The following is a 19066-nucleotide window of genomic DNA, read 5'->3' as shown; positions in this document are numbered from 1 at the left end:
ATATTAGGGTTGGCATCCTACGAACGAAATCAGATTGACTGAAGCCAGCCAGACAAACCTGCTTGGTCATGCTGACTGGTTTATCTGAAGTGTGCGGTGGAGCGCGACATGTCCGCTTTCTAGACCGAACGTTGGTAGATCGCGGTCAACAACGATTCGGTGTCTTTGAACTTCTTCTTGCTGGCCAAAGCCTCGTCAATCAATTGACGCGCGTCAGCCTCGGAATGTCCCAGGGTAATCAGCGCGTCGAATGTCTCGCTGACGACAGCGTTCACGTTGTCGGTTGATTCACCCGCCGGCGTGGCTTGTTCGACCATCAACGCAAATCGTGGCATTTTGCGACGAAGCTTTGCGATGATACGTTCGCTTGTGGCGGGACCGATACCGGGCAGTGCCGACAACGACTTGGCATCCTGTTGCTCGATCATGACGGCCATTTCTTTCACCGGTCGCACCATGGCACGAAGTGCTTTCTTCACACCGACCCCGTCGACGCTGCAGAACAAATCAAAAAACTGACGCTCCGGTTCGGTCATGAATCCGACAAGACGTGGCGTCAACCTTCCGCCGCCTTGTGCGTTGCCTTCGATGTAATCCAAGGTATGAAGTTGAATCGTCTGTCCAACCTTGGTTTGAAGCTGTCGTCGGGTGTAGTCACCGACCAACACTTCGTAGTGAAACGGTGCCGATTCGATCGCGATGCTGGCTTCTCCGACGTAAGCCAACTTGCCTGAGATGTTAATAATCATGTTCGGTGAGTCCCTTCGTTGAATTGATGATCTAGCTGCGGTGTATTAGTGACCTGTGCTTCGTTCCACATGAAAACACGGGTTCGTGTCATCAGCCCCGGTTATTGCACCGAAACCGTGGCTAACGCCATACGGCTAATCCTAAATCAGGTTCGGGTCATCAGCCGACGGGCATTCGCCCCGGTTGTTGCACTGAAACCGCGGCTAACGCTATACGGCTAATCCTAAAATCGAGTTGAAACGAAGCACTAACCAATCGCCAACGGGTTAAAGCTGATGTGGTAGCTGCAGATGGCGATGGCGAGCGCGTCGGCGACGTCCGCCGGCTCCGGAACCGACTGCAGTCCGAGCTGCAGCCGAACGGCCTGTTGCATTTGATGTTTCGGTGCATGCCCGTTGCCGGTCATCACTTTTTTCACCTTGGTCGGTTCGAAGCTTTTCACTTCGATCCCGGCAGTTGCCGCGGCCAAACAGATGACGCCGCGGGCATGTCCCATCAAGATCGCGGTCTTGGGACGAGCGTAGTGCGAAAACAATTGTTCGAGCGCCACATAGCTTGGTGAATGCTGCTGGATCACCTCGCTGACGCCCTCGTGGATCTCCGCGATCCGCTGCTCAAGTGAATCTTTTTGCTTGCTACGAACAATGCCAGCTTCGATCAACCGAATTTCATGGCCGGTCACTCGGATGACTCCGTAACCGGTCGTATTCAATCCCGGGTCGATACCCAGGATTGTCATCGGTTTTGTGATCGCGTGAACGGTCGAACGAACATTCACGCGGTTGCCATTGCCCGGCAAGTGGGGCTTCATCAGGAAGTTTCCCAGGTCGTGCCTTCTTTCTTGTCCAACAACGAAATGCCGATGTCGGACAAACGGTTCCGAATCGCGTCGCCGGTTGCGTAGTCCTTTCGCTCGCGAGCTTCTTTGCGAAGATCGATCAGCAAGTGGACAGTCTTGTCCAGCATTTCTTGTGCTGCCTCGTCACCGCCACCCGCAGCAGGGACCTTGGTGAACAGTCCAAGGATATTGGTCAGTTCTTTCATCTTCTGCATCGCGGTCGTCAGCGAGGTGACTTCCGGGGCATCGACCTTCGCGCCTGGACCGAGTTTCTTTTCGTCGAGGTAGCGGTTCATCAAACGCAACCAATCGAACAAGACACTGACGGCCAGCCCGGTATTGAGATCATCGTCCATCGCGACGATGAATTTATTTCGGAACTCGTCAACTTGCTTGAGCAACTCATCGCTTCCGGGATCGAATTCGCCTTCGGCACGCGACCGAGCAGGCTCAAGCGAATCGTCATAGAACGACTTGCCAGTGATCTCTTCAAAGCGATCGAATAGGCGATAGAAACCTTCCAGTGCCGTACCGGCTTCTTCGAGCCCTTCGTCGTTGAACAGGATCGTGCTGCGGTAGTGGGTCCGAAGCAAAAAGAATCGGATCCGCGTTCCGGTATGGCGACGGATCAATGTGCTCAGTCCGCCGGCCCCTTTGGAACGGCTGATCTTGCCTTCGGCAGCTTCCTCGGGGGACGCTTCGGCAGCCGATTCACGATCGCTTTTGCCACCGACTTTGCCCTTCGCACCGGCTCGCATCAGCCCATTGTGCATCCAGTATTTGACCATCGGCTTGCCATGGCAGCAGCCGCTTTGGGCGAGTTCATTTTCGTGGTGCGGGAACATCAAATCGAGTCCGCCGCCGTGAATGTCGAAAGTCTCGCCCAGGATTTCTCGGCTCATTGCCGAACATTCGATGTGCCAACCGGGACGACCTTTGCCCCAAGGGCTGTCCCACGATATCTCGCCCGGCTTGGCGGTTTTCCAAAGTGCAAAGTCACCGGCGGAGCGTTTTTTGGCTGCCGCGCCACCGCCTTCGCCTTGCTGGTCGTCGATGTTGCGATTTGAAAGCTGGCCATATCCGGGATCTTTCACGACATCAAAAAAGACATCGCCGTCGACTTCGTACGCGAAGCCCTTTTCGATCAGGTTTTCGACGAAGCGGATGATGTTGCCCATGTGATCGGTCGCGCGGGGCATATAATCGATTTGGTTGACGCCCAACTCACGAAGGTTCGCGAGGTAGTCCGCGGTCATCTCGGTCGCGATCTGGGAAACCGGAATTCCACGTTCGCGGCTTTTGTTGATCAGCTTGTCATCGACATCGGTGATGTTCACAACCCATGTGGGTTCGTAGCCGCTGTATCGCAGGTATCGCTTGATCGTATCGAAGATGACGGGACCAACCATGTGGCCGATGTGGCTTTCGGCGTAGACCGTCGGACCGCACAAGTAGATGCCGACCTGAGGAGGATTCAGGGGCTGAAAGTCTTCCTTGGTTTTTGTCAGCGTGTTGTAGATTCGGAGCTTGCTGTCAGGGTTGGGCACGGGGCTGATCCGGCAATACAGGGGAAATGGGTCAATAACGCAGTAGAGTCCGTCAATGCGGGATTGTAGGGATCAGCCGGGATTAAGCCGAGACCGATTAGCTGTGTAATGCCGCGCTGCGGCGAAAGAGATGGCTGTGAAAAGCAGCCCAGCCGGGCAAGCGTGGCGCGCGGGCATGATCAGAAGATCGCTTCGGCACCCGAGATCGGGCTGATCCGACGCTCTACCATGGATTCAGTGCGGGCAGATTGACTGCGATCCGGGCTATCAGCAGCGATTCGTGCCGATGTGGACGGATCCGGGGCGACTTTGCGGCATCCGGTGTCAAGGGCGCTCGATTCAAGCGTTTTAATCGGTACGGATCCCCTGATCTCGCCACTCTTCTGCCGTACCTCTCATTGACCAAAACGCTTGACGGAAATAGATTTAGCCGCGCTCGGCCAGATAAGGTGAAGTGAATCGGGCGACTTTGGCGGATCTTCCGATGGTCCGCGGCCGCACCACTGCCGAGTAGGACGCCCCCGATTCGTCGCCAGAAGACGACTTATTTTCTCCCCCAGAGCTCTCACGGCGCGCTAGACCGTAAGTCCTTACCTGCACCAAATTTAACGGTGTAATCTTGGGCTCTTCGGATCGCCCGCGGCGGGCTCACGCCCTTTCTGAGACGGTTTCGATAGAGAACAACCATGGCGAACAAGATGGTCTATTACTTCGGTAAAACTAAAACCGAAGGCAAAGGCAAGTCAAAGCAACTCCTCGGCGGCAAAGGCCTGAACCTGGCCGAAATGACCTCGATTGGTCTTCCAGTGCCTCCAGGATTCACAATCACCACCGAAGTTTGCGGTCAGTATTACGAATCTGGCGAACAATTGCCCAGTGGCCTGATGGACGAGGTCGGTAAGGCTGTTAAGAAGCTGGAAAAAGAGCTGAGCAAGAAGTTCGGCGACAACGACAACCCACTGCTGGTCAGCGTTCGCTCCGGAGCCGCTGTCAGTATGCCCGGGATGATGAACACCATCCTGAACCTTGGTCTGAACGACGCCGCGACCGAAGGTCTGGCCAAAGCGACCAAGAACGAGCGTTTCGCTTATGACGCTTATCGCCGCCTGATCAACATGTTCGGCGACGTTGTCATGGGTATGGAACACCACACCTTTGAAGTCGCTTTCGATAAGATCAAAAAGAAATACAAAGTCGACGACGACACCCAAGTTCCCGCCGAAGGCCTCAAAGAACTTTGCGAAGCCTACAAAGCGGTCTACCAAAAACACACCGGTGAAGAGTTCCCACAAGACCCATTCGCTCAGCTTGAACTGGCGATCAAGGCTGTCTTCGGATCTTGGAATACCGAACGAGCAGTCAAGTACCGCGAAATCGAAAACATCCGCCACCTAGTCGGAACCGCCGTCAACGTTCAGTCGATGGTTTACGGCAACATGGGCGAAGACTCCGGAACCGGCGTCGCGTTCACTCGTAACCCCAACACCGGCGAAAACAAGTTCTACGGCGAATTCTTGATCAACGCTCAAGGTGAAGACGTCGTTGCCGGTATCCGCACCCCACAACCGGTTGCGGAAATGCCAAAGTGGAATCGTGCGATCCACAAGCAACTTCTCGAGATCAAAAAGATCCTGGAAGATCACTACACCGAAATGCAAGACATCGAATTCACCATCGAGCGTGGTGAACTGTTCATGCTGCAAACTCGGACCGGTAAGCGAACCGGTATCGCTGCGGTCAAGATCGCATGCGACTTGGTCAAAGAAGGCCTGATCGACGAGAAGGAAGCTGTCCTTCGCGTCCCACCAAACGCGCTGACTCAGTTGCTATTGCCTAGCTTCAAGACCACCGCTCGCAACGCCGCAGACGTGCTTTGCAAAGGCATTAACGCGTCACCAGGTGCTGCCGTCGGTAAGCTTGCCTTCACCGCCGAAGAAGCTCGTGAACGCAAAGACGCTGGCGAAAACATCATCTTGGTTCGCCGCGAAACCAGCCCCGAAGACGTTGACGGCATGAGCGCCGCAGTCGGTATCTTGACCAGCACCGGTGGTGCGACCAGCCACGCGGCTGTTGTTGCCCGTGGTTGGGGCAAGTGCTGCGTCGCCGGTGCGAGCGCCGTTCACATCGACGAAAAAGCCAAGAAGATCAAGGTCAACGGCAAGTCACTGGGCGCCAACGACGTCATCAGCTTGGACGGCACCACCGGTGAAGTCATGCTCGGTGAAGTCGAAACCCAAGAACCAAAACTGTCGGGCGACTTCGCAAAACTGATGAAGTGGGCCGATCAGTACCGCACCCTGGCCGTTCGCACGAACGCCGACTCGCCTGCGGACAGCAAGCGAGCTCGCGATTTCGGTGCCGAAGGTATCGGTCTGTGCCGTACCGAGCACATGTTCTTCGAACCAGAACGTATCATCCACATGCGTTCGATGATCTTGGCCGAAGACGAAGAAAGCCGCCGCGCCGCATTGGCAAAGCTGCTTCCGTTCCAACGCAAAGACTTCGAAGGCATCTTCAAAGCGATGAACGGACTGCACGTCACCGTTCGTTTGCTTGACCCACCGTTGCACGAATTCTTGCCTCACGACACTTCGGCACAAAAAGAAGTCGCGACCGAAATCGGTGTCAAACCAGGTGAAGTTAAAAAGCGTACCGCCGCTCTGCACGAAGCAAACCCAATGCTTGGTCACCGCGGTTGCCGCCTCAGCATCACCTATCCAGAAATCCTGGAAATGCAAGTTCGGGCAATCACCGAAGCTGCCATCAACTGCGCCAAGAAGAAGATCAAAGCTCATCCAGAGATCATGATCCCTCTGGTCGGTACCTTCCAAGAGTTGGCTCTGCTTCGCAAGAAAGCCGAAGAAACCATCGCCGCTACCAAGGCTGCGAAGAAGTACGAAGGTGAATTGGATATCGCGATCGGTACCATGATCGAAATCCCACGTGCTTGCTTGACCGCAGACGAAGTCGCCGAACACGCTGACTTCTTCAGCTTCGGCACCAATGACTTGACCCAAATGACCTTCGGCTACAGCCGTGACGACGTCGGTGGGTTCCTCGGCGATTACATCAACGAAGAAATCCTGGAAACCGACCCGTTCCAATCGTTGGATCAAACCGGTGTTGGCCAGTTGGTCGAAATGGGTGTCCAAAAGGGCCGCTCGACCAAGAAGTCGCTGAAGGTTGGTATCTGTGGTGAGCACGGTGGTGACCCATCGTCGATCGACTTCTGCCACCGCGTCGGATTGAACTACGTCAGCTGCAGCCCATTCCGCGTGCCAATCGCACGTTTGGCAGCGGCCCAAGCAGCGATCCGCAACGCCTAGTCGACGCGGGCATCCGCAACCGATAATCATGAATCGGGCAGATCACTTGGTCTGCCCGATTTTTTTATGCGCCAACGGCAAGGTTGTTGGCGGTGCTTGATGGCGGTTGCCCGAAAGCGGATACCGACACACCGTGTCAAAAACAGAACGTCACATCGTCAGAACAGCGACAGATGGAGAAACCGCAGTTCAACTCTATTCCGATTCTGCGATCACGTAGGCAACCGCATGTGTTCGACAAGCTGACAAGCTTAAATGCAATCGATCGATGCCATGGTCTTCGGCGCATTGCAAAGCGTTTCCCGCCAAGACAACTTCGTGGCCAACACCCGGCCGAACGACAATCTCGATTTCGTTCCAGCGAACACCACGACGACGACACCGCAGTGCCTTCATCACCGCTTCCTTGGCTGCCCAACGAGTTGCGAAATGGCCGGGCGCATCAGCCGACTGAACACAGTATTCGATTTCGTCAGCAGTGTAGACGCGTTCTAGAAACTGCTCGCCATGCGTTTCAATCATCTTGGCGATGCGAACAGTTTCAACGATTTCGGTACCGGTGGCGATGATCGGCATGGGTGAAGCCCGGCGGGGACCGGACGAAGCAAACGCGGAGAAGAGAGGCGTCGTGAAGCACAACGCCAGGGCAGCCTTATTTTAACCCAGCTGCCTTCTGCGTGCGCAACAGCACTTCGGCTGCAACGCTGCGCGCCCGCTGGGCACCTTTCGCCAAGACTTCGCGGACGAAATCAAGGTTCTGCTCAAGATCAACGCGGCGCTTGCGGGCCTCATCAAAATACGCTTCGCTGGCTTCGGCGATTGCCTTTTTTACTTCGCCATATCCAAAACCGCCACGTCGGTACATCGCCGCCATCTCCTCGCGCCCGGCTTGGTCAGCGAACAGACTGTAGAGCTGATAAAGGTGATCGCCCTCGGGTTCCTTTGCGTCTTCCATTGGACGGCTGTCAGTCGTGATTCGCATGATCTGTTTACGAATCTTTTTAACTTCGCCGAACAAGGGCAACGTGTTGTCGTAGCTCTTACTCATCTTTTCGCCATCGGTTCCAGGGACTTTCGCACTGTCGTCCAATACGTTGGCGTTGGGCAGTACGAAGGTCTCGCCGAACTGATGATTGAACCGACCGGCAATGTCTCGGCAAACTTCGATATGCTGAACCTGATCGGCACCAACAGGAACGAGCTGGCTGTCATAGGCCAAGATGTCGGCCGCTTGCAGCACCGGATAGGTAAACAGCCCCGCATCGGCAGCGATGCCTTTCTCGACCTTTTCTTTGTATGCGACACAGCGTTGCAAAAGCCCCATCGGCGTGCCGCTAAGCAAGATCCAGCACAGCTCGCTGACCTCAGGGATATCTGACTGAACAAACAAAGTTGCCTTTTCAGGATCCAGTCCCAAGGCAAGTAGGTCTAGCGCGACATTGATCACGTTTTCACGCAACTGGTCAGCATCGCGCACCGTCGTCAACGCATGCAAGTCGGCGATGAAATAAAAGCCATCGTTGTCATCTTGCAAATCGATGTACTGGCGAATCGCACCAAAGTAGTTCCCCCAGTGAGGTCGTCCGGTGGGTTGAATGCCGGACAGAACGCGTTTCGGTTTAGACTCGCCCATGAGGTGAACTTTTGAAGCTGTAAGAAATCGAGAATGAAAGTGGATTCAAACAATGCCGGGATCGAACCATGCGCTGAACTGAATCCGAGGCAATCTGATGCACCGAAGGATTCCAATCGAACTGAGCAACCAAATCGACTCAGTTCTGTTTGCAAAAGCGCATGTTGGCCCGTTGCAAACCGGGATTGTGGAGAAAACCGCTTCGTTTTTGAAGGCGGGGGTGCAACCGCAGGTCAAGAATCAGATTGATCTCACTTACTGATGACGTGATCAAATTGGCGCACTAAAGCCTACTAAAACTGCAGATTCGCGACGCTGAATTCGCAACGACGCACCGGCCAGAAGGATTCGGGGGCTTTCCAAACACCCTAAAGTCTTCCCAGTCTCTAAAATTTACCTGTTCTTCTTGATCGGCCTGATGCGACCGCTATCTTACTGATGCATCGGAGCCGAATTGTGCGGCATCATCAACCAGTAGGATCGGAGGGAATTTACAACTATGACGCGTTTTCGTTTTTCGGTCTGTATGGCGATGTTGGTCGCTGCAGCGGGCTTCTCTGACCTTGCCAGCGCGCAGGGTTCATCGGGAGGCTCTTCGGGCGGATCATCCGGTGGCTACGCCAGCAGTGGCGGCAGCAGCGGTGGTTCTTTGGTCAGCTACTACGGATCCTCCGGTGGCTACGCTAGCAGTGGCGGTTCATCGGGCGGATACGTCGGACCACTTCGACGTCTAGCTTCACGGATTCACGCTCGCCATGCGGCTCGGCACGCTTACTACGCATCCTCAGGCGGATCGTCCGGCGGCAGCAGCGGCGGTTCATCGGGTGGCAGCAGCGGTGGCGTCGCCATTCGCTACGTCCCTCAAGCCAGCTCTGGCGGCAGCAGCGGTGGCGTGCATAGTGTCTCAGCAGCCTCGACCAGCGTTCCTCTTAGCAGCTACGGTCGCCAACCTTCCGACGCATTGGCTGGCTACGAATCATCCAGCATCGAAAGCTCGTACCGCAAATACACCACGCCAAGCGATAACACCGCTGACCAAGTCGCAGCCGAAGCGGCTTCGAACGATTCCGATCGTTACGAAGCAGCCAAGCCAGCCCTTGATGACGATTCGGCTCTGTTGGTCGTCGCCGTTCCTTCGGATTCGGCAAAGGTTTTGGTCAATGGTCACGAAACCAGCAGCGAAGGTTCGGTTCGCAAGTTCATGTCGCGTGGTCTGAAAGATGGCTACCTTTACACCTACGTTGTAAAAGTCACCTACGATCATGAAGGTGAAACCAAGACCGATACCCGTGAAGTCAAACTGCGCTCGGGCGACAACGAACAGATTGTTTTCGAAGCACCAGCTGAAGAAGCCGCTGCTAGCGAAGAACTGAGCGTTTCTGTCACTCCTAGCGACGCTCCAGTTGTCACGGTTGTCAAACTTCACGTTCCATCGGGCGCGATCGTCAACTTGGCTGGTAACGACACCAACGGAAAAGGCGCCATTCGCACCTTCCGTACCACTCAGCTGAAGGCTGGTGAAAAGTGGACGAACTACACCGTCCGAGTGACCACCACCGTCGGCGGCCAAGATATCAGCCGTGAAAAAACGATCGATGTCGATGCGGGCAGCACCAACGAGCTGACCTTCGAATTCGACGATATCGCGCTTGCTCAGCGATAGCCCCAACGGCAATAACCGGCGTCCGGCCTAAAGCACGTTCAAACCCTGTGCGGCTTGAGCACGATGGCTCAGTTTCGGACGCCGCATTCCAAAAACAAAACGCCTGGCAGGTTGATTCCTGTCAGGCGTTTTTTATTGTCTTTTTCAAAGCTGTGGCTAGTTTGCAAGTCGCGATTGAAACTGCCACCAAGCAGGCTGCGTTCCATCTGAAATCGGCGTCTTAGATGCCCATCTGAGCCAAAATGTCAGCGATCCGGCCAACCGTCAACGTTAACTGAGGGTGTGAATCCTTGAACGCATCGGTTTGTCCCTGCAACAACTTGGCCAGCGAGGTCGAATCGACATCCTTCTCGTCGAGCGTCTCTGATATCTCCGCGGCTGCCTGACGAAGTCGAGCCGCTTCGTCGGCTTCCAGGTCATTGATCGACTCCAACGTCGCGTGAAGCTGCAAAAGTGCTTCTTCTAGTTCTTTTCGCATTGCCTGTTACCCATCTGACGCGTGGATCGAGGTTTCTTCAAGACCGATTGTCGCTCCATTGAAACCATCGCCCAACCAATATGTTATCCGTGAATAGGATTCGAACCTGTTCTGTCGAGCAGGTCAACTGGCTACAAATTGAGTTCGCCCCGAAAGAACTGAACCGACAACCGCCTCGCAGAAGTCGATTCCCGTCATCACTACCTGCTATTCTTCGCCTGACCTACAAAGCGGGGACCACAATACGTTCATTGATTGACCGGAGCTCTGTAATCGCGGCCTGACAGCCATTTCGATCTTTCTCACAAGCCGACTTTTCGAGCGCTCGTGTGGGTAGTTCAAACTGATCAAACCCGGCCGTCCCGCCAGTCCCGCGTAGCCAATGCCCAAGTCGGGCCAAGTCTTTCCAATCGCCTACGATCAGGGCCGCATCCATTGCGTCCAACTTGGTCTGTAAGATTTCCAAGAACTCCAGCAAGATTTCGCGGAATTGCTCGTCTTCCATTGGAAGGCTCGATTCAATGCAATCCAGTTGCGGTGTCGCGTGTGCTGGTGTCGATCCTTCCTGCACATCGCTGGCGTCAGCTTGATCCTTTGGAGAGCTGAGATTCGGAATCTGGACGATCGCATCTACCAAGTCGATTCGCGAAGCAAGGTGAATGATTTGACGTACGAGGACCTCGCACTCGGTCGCATGCTCTTCTTCGGCATGGTGCTGCAGGTCCTTTGTGGGCACGGTGAAATCATCAAACCCTGCGCTTCCGCTAACACCTTTCAGCCAGTGGGCTTCACGCGCAAGCGTTGGCCAATCTTCTGATTGCAGTGAACGAAGCAAACCTGGCAATCGTTGGTTCAAAACATCGATGAAATCCTGAGCGATCTCCAAGAACTCGGGGTCGTCCAGTGGGTAGCTGCAAACGATCGGCGATTGATCGCTGAAGTCATATCCACTCGAATCAGCTGACGATGGCGACTCTTCAAGCTCAGGGGGTTGCTCGGGAGAAGTCTGCTCCAGAATTGATTCCTCGGACATCTCCGAGTGGACAGTCGAAGTCCCTGCTTTCGGGTTCTGCTCGGCGTGGCGAACCATCGCTGCCACCTGGTCCGGATCGCGTTTGGCAAATTCTTCTGCAAGCGTTGCCATCAGTAGATCAATATTGATTGGCTTTGTTAGGAATCCGCTACATCCCGCATCGAAACACTTTTCTTGATCACCCTGCATCGCATTAGCAGTCAACGCAAAGATGGGAGCCGTGTATCCGATTTCACGCAGCGTTCTGGTTGCCGTGTAGCCATCCATCACCGGCATCTGCATGTCCATCAGGATCATGTCAAAGGCTCGATCACTGGCCTGTTCGACTGCCAACTGGCCGTTTTCGACGGCAATGACTTCGGCACCTGCTTTGCCCAGAACCAATTGCAGCAGTTTTCGGTTTGGTGATCCGTCATCCGCGACAAGGATTCGACATGGCGGAAGCTGCTGCACTTCTTTGCGGCGTGACGAAGCGGTTTCCAACGCGGCGATTGCCTTGTCAGGATCGATCCACTCAAGTCGGTCAGCAGGTCCGATGGGAATTTCGACAGTAAAGGTTGTGCCTTTGCCCAACTCACTAGCGAGTGAAATGTGGCCGCCCATCGCTTCGGCAAGTTGTTTGCTAATCGCCAGTCCTAAACCTGTCCCGCCGAATCGACGTGTGATCGAGGTATCGGCTTGCTGGAAAGGCTCAAACACTTTTGCCTGTGCATCTTTCGAAATCCCGATCCCGGTATCGATCACGTCGATCGAAAGGGTGCATTGGCCTTGGTTTGTTTTTGCCCGTGCGACGATACTAACGCTGCCTTCGTCGGTGAACTTGATCGCATTACCGGCCAGGTTCATGATCGCTTGGCGAAGTCGAACGCTATCCCCTTGGATTTCCAAAGGCAACATTCCTTCGCCGCTGAACTTCAACGCGATCTGCTTTTCGTCAGCCTTGCTTTTCAACAGGTTGGTCACGTCCTTGATAATTCGTAGCGGAGAGCAGGGACCGCTTTCAAGCTCCATCTGTCCCGATTCGACTTTCGACAAATCAAGGATGTCGTTAATCAAAGCCAGCAGGTGTTCGCCGCTGCCGTGGATGGTATCGAGGTATTCCTGTCTGTCGCTCGACGACGTATCGAAACCTCGGCGAAGCACATCGGTATACCCCAAGATCGCGTTCATCGGAGTCCGAATTTCATGGCTCATCCGTGCCAAGAATTCGCTCTTGGCTTGGTTAGCGTTGTCGGCTTCTCGTTTGGCGATTGATAGATCGCGTTTGGTTTCTTCCAATTGTGTGACGTCGTCGAAACTGACCAAGACGCCACGACATTTGCCTTCCTGGCCCAAAACCGGAGAGGCGTTTGCCATCAGAATCCTCGCCGGTTGATCGCCAACATTCAGCTGGATCATCGAACCTGCAATCAACGCTTCCTCACGCACCGCTTTCATCCAAGGTGTCGTTTGAATCGTCGACAGATCCCATCCCAAGGTGTCAGCGTTCTGTCCCAACAGTTCATCGCTAGGACGTTCCAACCAATCTGAGAACGATTGATTGGCAAGCACGATTCGCCCCTGTCGATCGAGGACCAACAAGCCTTCGGCAAGTGAGTCCAGTGCGTTGCGCACTCGCTTGGGAACGGTTTTCGATGGATCAAGATGCGATAACATCTTCTTCAGGTATAACTGAAACATCACGAAGCTGACCAACGAAACAAACCCGATCAGTCGCATCGATGGATCAGCGAACGTCCCGGCCCAGCTTTGATCGTTAATCGGTTGAAAACACAACTCGACCGTTCCCCAACGCTCTTTACCGCGACGGATCGGAACCTGGATGTGTGTATCGGTTGAACGCATGGCTTGATCGGCAGGCCAGTCCTGTTCGTGATTTCCAAATTCAGACAGCAGCGTCCCAGAATTGCGACGAACGCCTGCTGAGATCAAATCGTCGTTTCTGGTCACAGCCGATTTCAGCATTTCGTTCAAACGCCGCACCTCGTTGTGCGACATGTATTCAGAACTGACCCAGGCAACGTTTTCACAAAACTTTGCCCGACCCTGTCGAATGGCGGATTGCCGATCCGGAACGATGCCAAGCAACATGGCCGTTGACAGCGCCGACATGAGCAAACAGATCAGCCCGAGCGAGATTCGTGTTCTCGCGTGAAGTCTTAAAAATCTCATCGCTCTTCTCCGCCTCCGGCCTGTGGCTCATCGACGCGATCGTTGGCATCGTGCTCGGCCTGTTTTTTCTCAATCATGTTTTCTAACGAGTCGTCTTCGAATTCGTCCTCATCGCCTTCAAGATCACTAAGCACCAAAAGTGGATCGACGAAGCTCCAAGCCGGCAGGTGGGCAAGCAAACTAGTCGCCAGCAGTCCTCCGCGGACAGTCCAGACGACATAGCCAACCGAAAGGGCACTCGAAAAGCCTGCGAACGTTCCCGCGACCACCAGCGTCGTTTCGGTCGGATCGTTGATCTGTTCCTGAACTTTGTCTAAGTCATTCCAAAAGATTTCACTGTCGAATTCTCCCCACACCGATGCCGCTACCGAAATCGAACTGCTTCGAATCGCCAGCCGTTGCCGTGCAACGTAGTCATCGTTACGGTCGATCGACGCAACGTCTTCGTCCAGTTCCCCAAGATCATCACTGACCGTCAAAGCGACTTCGCCAAGCTGATCGACGGCCATGCCTTCGTCCGATGTTTCAGTAACCTGGGTTCCACCGGAAGCAAACGCGGTGGTCGAGATGGCGGCTGGCGGAGCGACCATCGCGACGGCGCCGGTCTGTTCCGCGCTCGATTGTTGTTCCGGTTCCGACGTCGTGTCCGCACTCGGCGGTTCGACCTCAGGCACGATATCGTCAACGATTAAAGCGGGTGCGGGCGGAATGATCGGAACGGTCACCAAGATCTGCACCGTGGCGGGTGAACTCTGTACGGTTCCGTCGCTAACCGCATAAGTAAACGTGACCAGTCCGCTTGTGGTCGTCGTCGGACGATAGATGAAGCTTCCGTCAGGATTCAATGTCACCGATCCAGATGTCGGTCCACTGATCAGGACTGCCGATAAGGTATCCCCATCGATGTCGGTATCATTCCCCAACACACCATTGCTGGCGACAACCAAATTAGAGTCCCGCGATGTGTTATACCGATCACCTGAAGCCTGCGGATTGTCGTTCACCGGCTGAACCGCTATCGCGACCGTTTCAATTGTCATCGCTGACGAATCATCCGCTTTGATACGCATCACGTCGCTACCATTGAAGTTCGAATTTCCCGTGTAGCTAACGCCGACTGCGGCAAGGGTTGTATTCAGCTCCGCTAGCGTTGAACGCACAACAACCTTGTCAGAGTTGTTCCCCGTAAGGTGCGACGTGTTGACGCCGAATGGGACGAACGGATTGATGAAGACGCGGCCCTGCGAAACGGAAAATGTCACTTCGATGATCCCGGCCCCAATGTCCGAATCGGAGACCGATATTCCTGAAATCGCCAACCAAGAGTCTTCCGATGCGGTCTGTGCCGCCGGAACTGTCACAGATGGCGGATCATTGACGGCGGCAACTTGAATGGTCGATGTGACAGCGCTTGAATTGTCCGCGCCATCGCTCGCGACGAAAACAATCCGACGTGCGGTCGTGGTTGGTGCGTCCGACGTGTTGATGTACCGAATCGTGCGAAGCACCTGTTGATAGTTCGCCGTGGTATCGGTACCTGTCAGCGTCAGCACACCGGCGGAATAGCTGGCGGAAATCGATGTGCCACTGGTATCAACGGTCAAAGATTCAAACGAGCCGTCGGCGATGTTGGCGATCGAGACCGTCAGGGATGTCAAGTTCGAACTATCGATGTCTCCGATCACACCGTCAGTCGCATCGACAATCAACACTGCCGCATCGCCTTCGGTAAACGTGTCGGTATATGCCCCGCCTGTCGCCCCACTAGAGTCATCCTGGTCCAGGTCGATCGTTGGTGCGTCATTGACGGGTGTCGGATTCAGTTGGATCAATCCGTCCGCCGGCCCGGCACCGGTACTGTCTTCGATGTGAACGACAATTTGAGAAGTTTGAACGTTGTCCGCAGTTGGAACAAATGCAACATCGGCGAGTGCCGCATTCACGTCCGCTACCGAACCGACCGCCTGCCATAAGCCGGTTGCCGAAGAGTAGGTGCTGGTCAAACTTCCGTAGGTTCCGGTTGTCAAAGCCCCGGTTGCCGGCAGGTCCAGCTTCAATTGCGCCGTTACAACTTCGCCTAAGTCCGGGTCGGATACGACGATATCTCCGAGGGCGACGCTGGAGGCGTCTTCGGTGTAATTGATCGCCTGAGTCAGGTTTGTCGCGGTTGCGGCCGAGTTCGTTGCGACGACGGTCACCTGAAGGTCAGGCGTGAAAACGATCGCGCGAGGCTTGTCGATTCCTGATAGATAGACATCGACAAAAGTCCCTGACGCGTCGTAGCGGAGAATCTCACCTTCGTCGCGGTTGGTCACGTACAGTAGATCATCCGGCCCGAACGCGATCATGCTTGGCTTGTTCAATCCGTTGGCACCGCTGGCAACAAACGTATCAACGAAGGCACCAGTCGTTCCGTCGTACCGCAGAATCGAATCGGTGTCTTCAGACGACACATAGATTCGCCCGTCGCGTCCTAGAGCCGCAGAGAAAGGTTTACTCAATCCGCCAGAACCTGCTGCGATGAATTCGTCAATGAACGCTCCAGTGGTCCCGTCATATCGCGAGACGTTGTCGGATTTGTTTCCAACGACATACAGGTTGCCATCGCTGCCGAACCAGATATCCGAAGGTGCATCCAAACCACCGGAACCGGACGTGACAAAGGCGTCGATAAAATTGCCGTTAGTCGCATCATAGCGCAGGATCCGATCGCCGTCGTAATCCCCAACGTAAAGATTGCCATCGCGACCGAAAGCAATGCCGGTTGATTTGCTCAGCCCGCCACTGCCGGAAGCGACAAATTCGTCGATCCATGCACCGGTATCGGGATTGAATCGCTGGACATTATCGGTTCCCAATCCGGTTACGTACAACAATCCGTCACGACCGATAACGAAGTCGGTCGCTTTTTCGATCGAGACAGAACTGCCAAAATCGACCTCGAACCCACCGGTCTGAAAATCGTAGCGTGCGATCTCATCTGATTCTTCGCTCCCGATGAAGACATCACCTTGATGCCAAACACCGTCTTCGTCGGTCGCGCTAACGAGGATATTGTGCGTCAGCCCTAGCACGTTGTAGGTATGAGTCACCGTTGTCGACGCACCGAGGTAAAGGTTCGTTGTCCCATCACCCCAATCGACTCGCCACGATGTAATCGAATCGTTGCCGGGATCTGTCGCTGACAGTGTCAAGGTGTACGTGTTACCGACCAAAATGCTAGACGGGCCACTTGCGGTGACGGTCGGTGCTTTGTTCTGAACGGTCAGCGTCGTTGTCTGTGTGCTAACGCCTCCGAAACCATCGTCCACTTGTAGTCCGATGGTGTAAGAACCGTCATCATCGATTCCAAAGCTTTGCAGCGTCGCCCATGATATGGTCGCACTGGCAGTGGTTGGCTCACCAGCCTCACCATAGATGCCGTCGTTATCCAAGTCCCAAGCGAAGGAAAGCGTATCTCCATCGCCATCCGATGAATCGGTGCCGTCCAGCGTCAATGAATCGCCTTCGACAATCGTGTACGGGGCTCCCGCATTTGGATCGGCAACGGGAACGGCATTGCTCCGGCCGAACTGGCGAAAGAAAACGCCTTGTGTGTCAACGTTCGATACTTGCTCGCCTTCACCACTCCACGCGACGACAAGATTGTTGACATCGTGAACCGCGATCGAGGCTAACTCTTGAGTCCCGTTGGTCGATTGATTGACGGCGATTTCCGAACCGATTTTGGATCCCGATGCATCAAATGCTTGATAGTAGATCCCCGTTTCGTCGGCATCGGGTTTTGAATACGCGATCACGAAACGATCATTTTCGGCAACATCGATGGTTGGAAAGTCGGCGCTGCTGCTGGTCGTCACACGAGTCGCCGCCGAAATTGACCCTCCGTCCTCAACGATCTTGAACCAGACTCCCTGAAACAAAAGTGCTTCGGAACGATAGGCAACGACATAGTCATCATTGAATTGCATCCCGACAACAATGTCACGTCGGGTTCCGAAACCTGAGCCGAGATCTCGTTTTGCATTGACGGGAGTGGACGATCCGTAGTCATAGCGGATGCCCCACAGGTCGGTCGAATCATTCCAGCCAATCGCATAGCGTCCGGTCTGATTGATATCGACAGCGACACCGGTTGCGGAGGCTTCGGTATCAACCGTGATCAGTGTTGTGGCCAGCTGGCTTAATGCGGGCGTCGAGGTGAAATCAAATGTCCGAGCAAAGATGCCTTCACTGGCCCCATCGCTTTCCCAAGCGATCACGATTTGGTCATTGTCATTGCAGGTAATACTGACGCCCGATTGGTCGCCTGTTTCTTGCAACGTGTTGACTAAAATGTCGTTGCCATCGATCGCCGTCCCGTTCTGATCAAATCGTCGGACGAAAATGCCTGTGCCATTGGCATCGTCAGCAACCCAGGCAATCGCGAACCGACCGGAACTGTCCATCGCGACCACCGGATCACTTTGGTCGCCTGCATCATTGACGGACACTCTTGTCGGAGTCCCAATCCGATTGCCGTCGGAATCGAAACGCAGAAAGAAAATGTCGGAACCGTCGTACGACGATTGATGATCCACATACACAACAACGGAATTTCCGTTCCCGTCCACGGCGACTGACTGATGCGCGGACTGCAACTCCTGATCTTGTGCGGGGACATCGTTAACGCGAAGTTCACCTGTCGGTGTCAATTCAGGTGTCGTTAGCAGCCCCACCCAACTCGGGTTGCCTATCTGCTGTGCAAGGTTGGATGTCTCCGTTTGCCCGATAACGAATTCCAGATCCCAGTCACCCCCCAGTGAGGAATGCCCAGTGTCGTCAGACGACGCGGCGATATCAGCGCCAGTCAATTCCGATATCGCTGCAAGCAACGTTTGCCCCGATCCGGTCTCGGCAAGCTCACAGCCATAAATCATCAAGTCAGCTTGCTCGCTAAGCGACGATTGCCACTTGGCCAATTCGCCTGCATAACCAGCCAAACTGTATTCATCCAAGACGGAACTGCCTAGTTTCAATGTTCCATCGTTACCGTGCGAAAGCAGGTGCAGTGCGTCGACGTCTTGGTAGCCTTCTAGGATTTCACTGATTTGCTCAATGCCATCCTTGGTTCCGTCAATCAAATAGATCTGCAACTCAGACTGGGTATCCGATCCAGCGATCTCATCAATAAGCGACTGATAGTCCTCGACCGAAGAGTCCACAAAAACGAGTTCCAGCCGAGCTTGTTGTTGCTGCGATTGTGTTTGTTGCGTCGGCTGCACGGTGTTGTCGTTTGGTGCCTCATCAATCATCGACGACTGTTCGACAACTACTTCGACACCCGCGGAAGGGTCCTCCACAGCCACTGGTGCAAGCGGGGTCGCACTAAACATCAACCGGGGGGATAGCGCAGTGGCATCCAGCGGGTTCGCATTTAGCGCTCGACTCATTTGTTTTGGGAACCAGGACATATCGTGCGTTATCGGCCAAAGCATCAGGTGCAGGGATTGATGAAACTTAGGTCAAATTCGAGCACAATTACCCTCCAAGGGCAGTCACATGGTCCGGTCCAAATCGATCGGTCCAGTTGTATTGATCAATCGGTTTGGTTGATGCCTATGAACTCCAACGAAGGCGCACTGTC

11 protein-coding genes are annotated in these 19066 nt (G+C 54.4%); 2 read left to right on the top strand and 9 right to left on the bottom strand.

Going from position 1 to position 19066, the window contains the following annotated elements; all coding sequences use genetic code 11:
* Positions 1-119: 119 nt before the first annotated feature.
* The 3 genes from ruvA to cysS all read right to left on the bottom strand — a co-directional run bounded on the left by ruvA (position 120) and on the right by cysS (position 3135).
* Positions 120-749, bottom strand: a complete 630-nt coding sequence (gene ruvA, locus LOC67_RS05130; RefSeq protein ID WP_230261427.1) for a Holliday junction branch migration protein RuvA — start codon at positions 747-749, stop codon at positions 120-122.
* 248 nt (positions 750-997) lie between these two features.
* On the bottom strand, positions 998-1480 hold the full coding sequence (ruvC, locus tag LOC67_RS05125) for a crossover junction endodeoxyribonuclease RuvC (protein WP_230261601.1): 483 nt from the start codon (positions 1478-1480) through the stop codon (positions 998-1000).
* An 80-nt stretch (positions 1481-1560) separates the two neighbouring features.
* Complete coding sequence (cysS, locus tag LOC67_RS05120; RefSeq protein WP_230261426.1) at positions 1561-3135, bottom strand: cysteine--tRNA ligase; 1575 nt, start codon at positions 3133-3135, stop codon at positions 1561-1563.
* Between the two features lie 686 nt (positions 3136-3821).
* On the opposite strand from cysS, the gene ppdK reads away from it, so the two are divergent.
* On the top strand, positions 3822-6461 hold the full coding sequence (ppdK, locus tag LOC67_RS05115) for a pyruvate, phosphate dikinase (RefSeq protein WP_230261425.1): 2640 nt from the start codon (positions 3822-3824) through the stop codon (positions 6459-6461).
* Between the two features lie 195 nt (positions 6462-6656).
* Here the strand turns inward: ppdK and acpS are convergent, their stop codons facing one another.
* Positions 6657-7037 (bottom strand): holo-ACP synthase, encoded by a 381-nt coding sequence (gene acpS, locus LOC67_RS05110; RefSeq protein ID WP_230261424.1) that lies wholly within the window; start codon positions 7035-7037, stop codon positions 6657-6659.
* A 76-nt stretch (positions 7038-7113) separates the two neighbouring features.
* Entirely contained in the window at positions 7114-8094 is a 981-nt protein-coding gene (gene trpS, locus LOC67_RS05105; protein ID WP_230261423.1) for a tryptophan--tRNA ligase, read from the bottom strand.
* A 499-nt stretch (positions 8095-8593) separates the two neighbouring features.
* On the opposite strand from trpS, the gene LOC67_RS05100 reads away from it, so the two are divergent.
* Positions 8594-9757 carry a TIGR03000 domain-containing protein gene (locus LOC67_RS05100; RefSeq protein WP_230261422.1) on the top strand — a complete coding sequence of 388 codons (1164 nt, stop codon included), beginning with the start codon at positions 8594-8596 and terminating at the stop codon, positions 9755-9757.
* A gap of 68 nt (positions 9758-9825) precedes the next feature.
* On the opposite strand, the gene LOC67_RS05095 is transcribed toward LOC67_RS05100, so the two are convergent.
* The 4 genes from LOC67_RS05095 to LOC67_RS05080 all read right to left on the bottom strand — a co-directional run bounded on the left by LOC67_RS05095 (position 9826) and on the right by LOC67_RS05080 (position 18872).
* Positions 9826-9963, bottom strand: a complete 138-nt coding sequence (locus LOC67_RS05095; protein ID WP_230261421.1) for a hypothetical protein — start codon at positions 9961-9963, stop codon at positions 9826-9828.
* A 14-nt stretch (positions 9964-9977) separates the two neighbouring features.
* The gene (locus tag LOC67_RS05090; RefSeq protein WP_230261420.1) at positions 9978-10235 is read right to left on the bottom strand and encodes a DUF4404 family protein; all 258 of its coding nucleotides are present in this window, start codon (positions 10233-10235) and stop codon (positions 9978-9980) included.
* A gap of 223 nt (positions 10236-10458) precedes the next feature.
* Positions 10459-13380 (bottom strand): ATP-binding protein, encoded by a 2922-nt coding sequence (locus LOC67_RS05085; protein ID WP_230261419.1) that lies wholly within the window; start codon positions 13378-13380, stop codon positions 10459-10461.
* 56 nt (positions 13381-13436) lie between these two features.
* Entirely contained in the window at positions 13437-18872 is a 5436-nt protein-coding gene (locus LOC67_RS05080) for a DUF4347 domain-containing protein (RefSeq protein ID WP_230261418.1), read from the bottom strand.
* Positions 18873-19066: the final 194 nt, after the last annotated feature.

Source organism: Stieleria sp. JC731 (assembly GCF_020966635.1).
Lineage (GTDB): Bacteria > Planctomycetota > Planctomycetia > Pirellulales > Pirellulaceae > Stieleria.
This window is presented reverse-complemented; position numbering and strand designations above follow the sequence as displayed.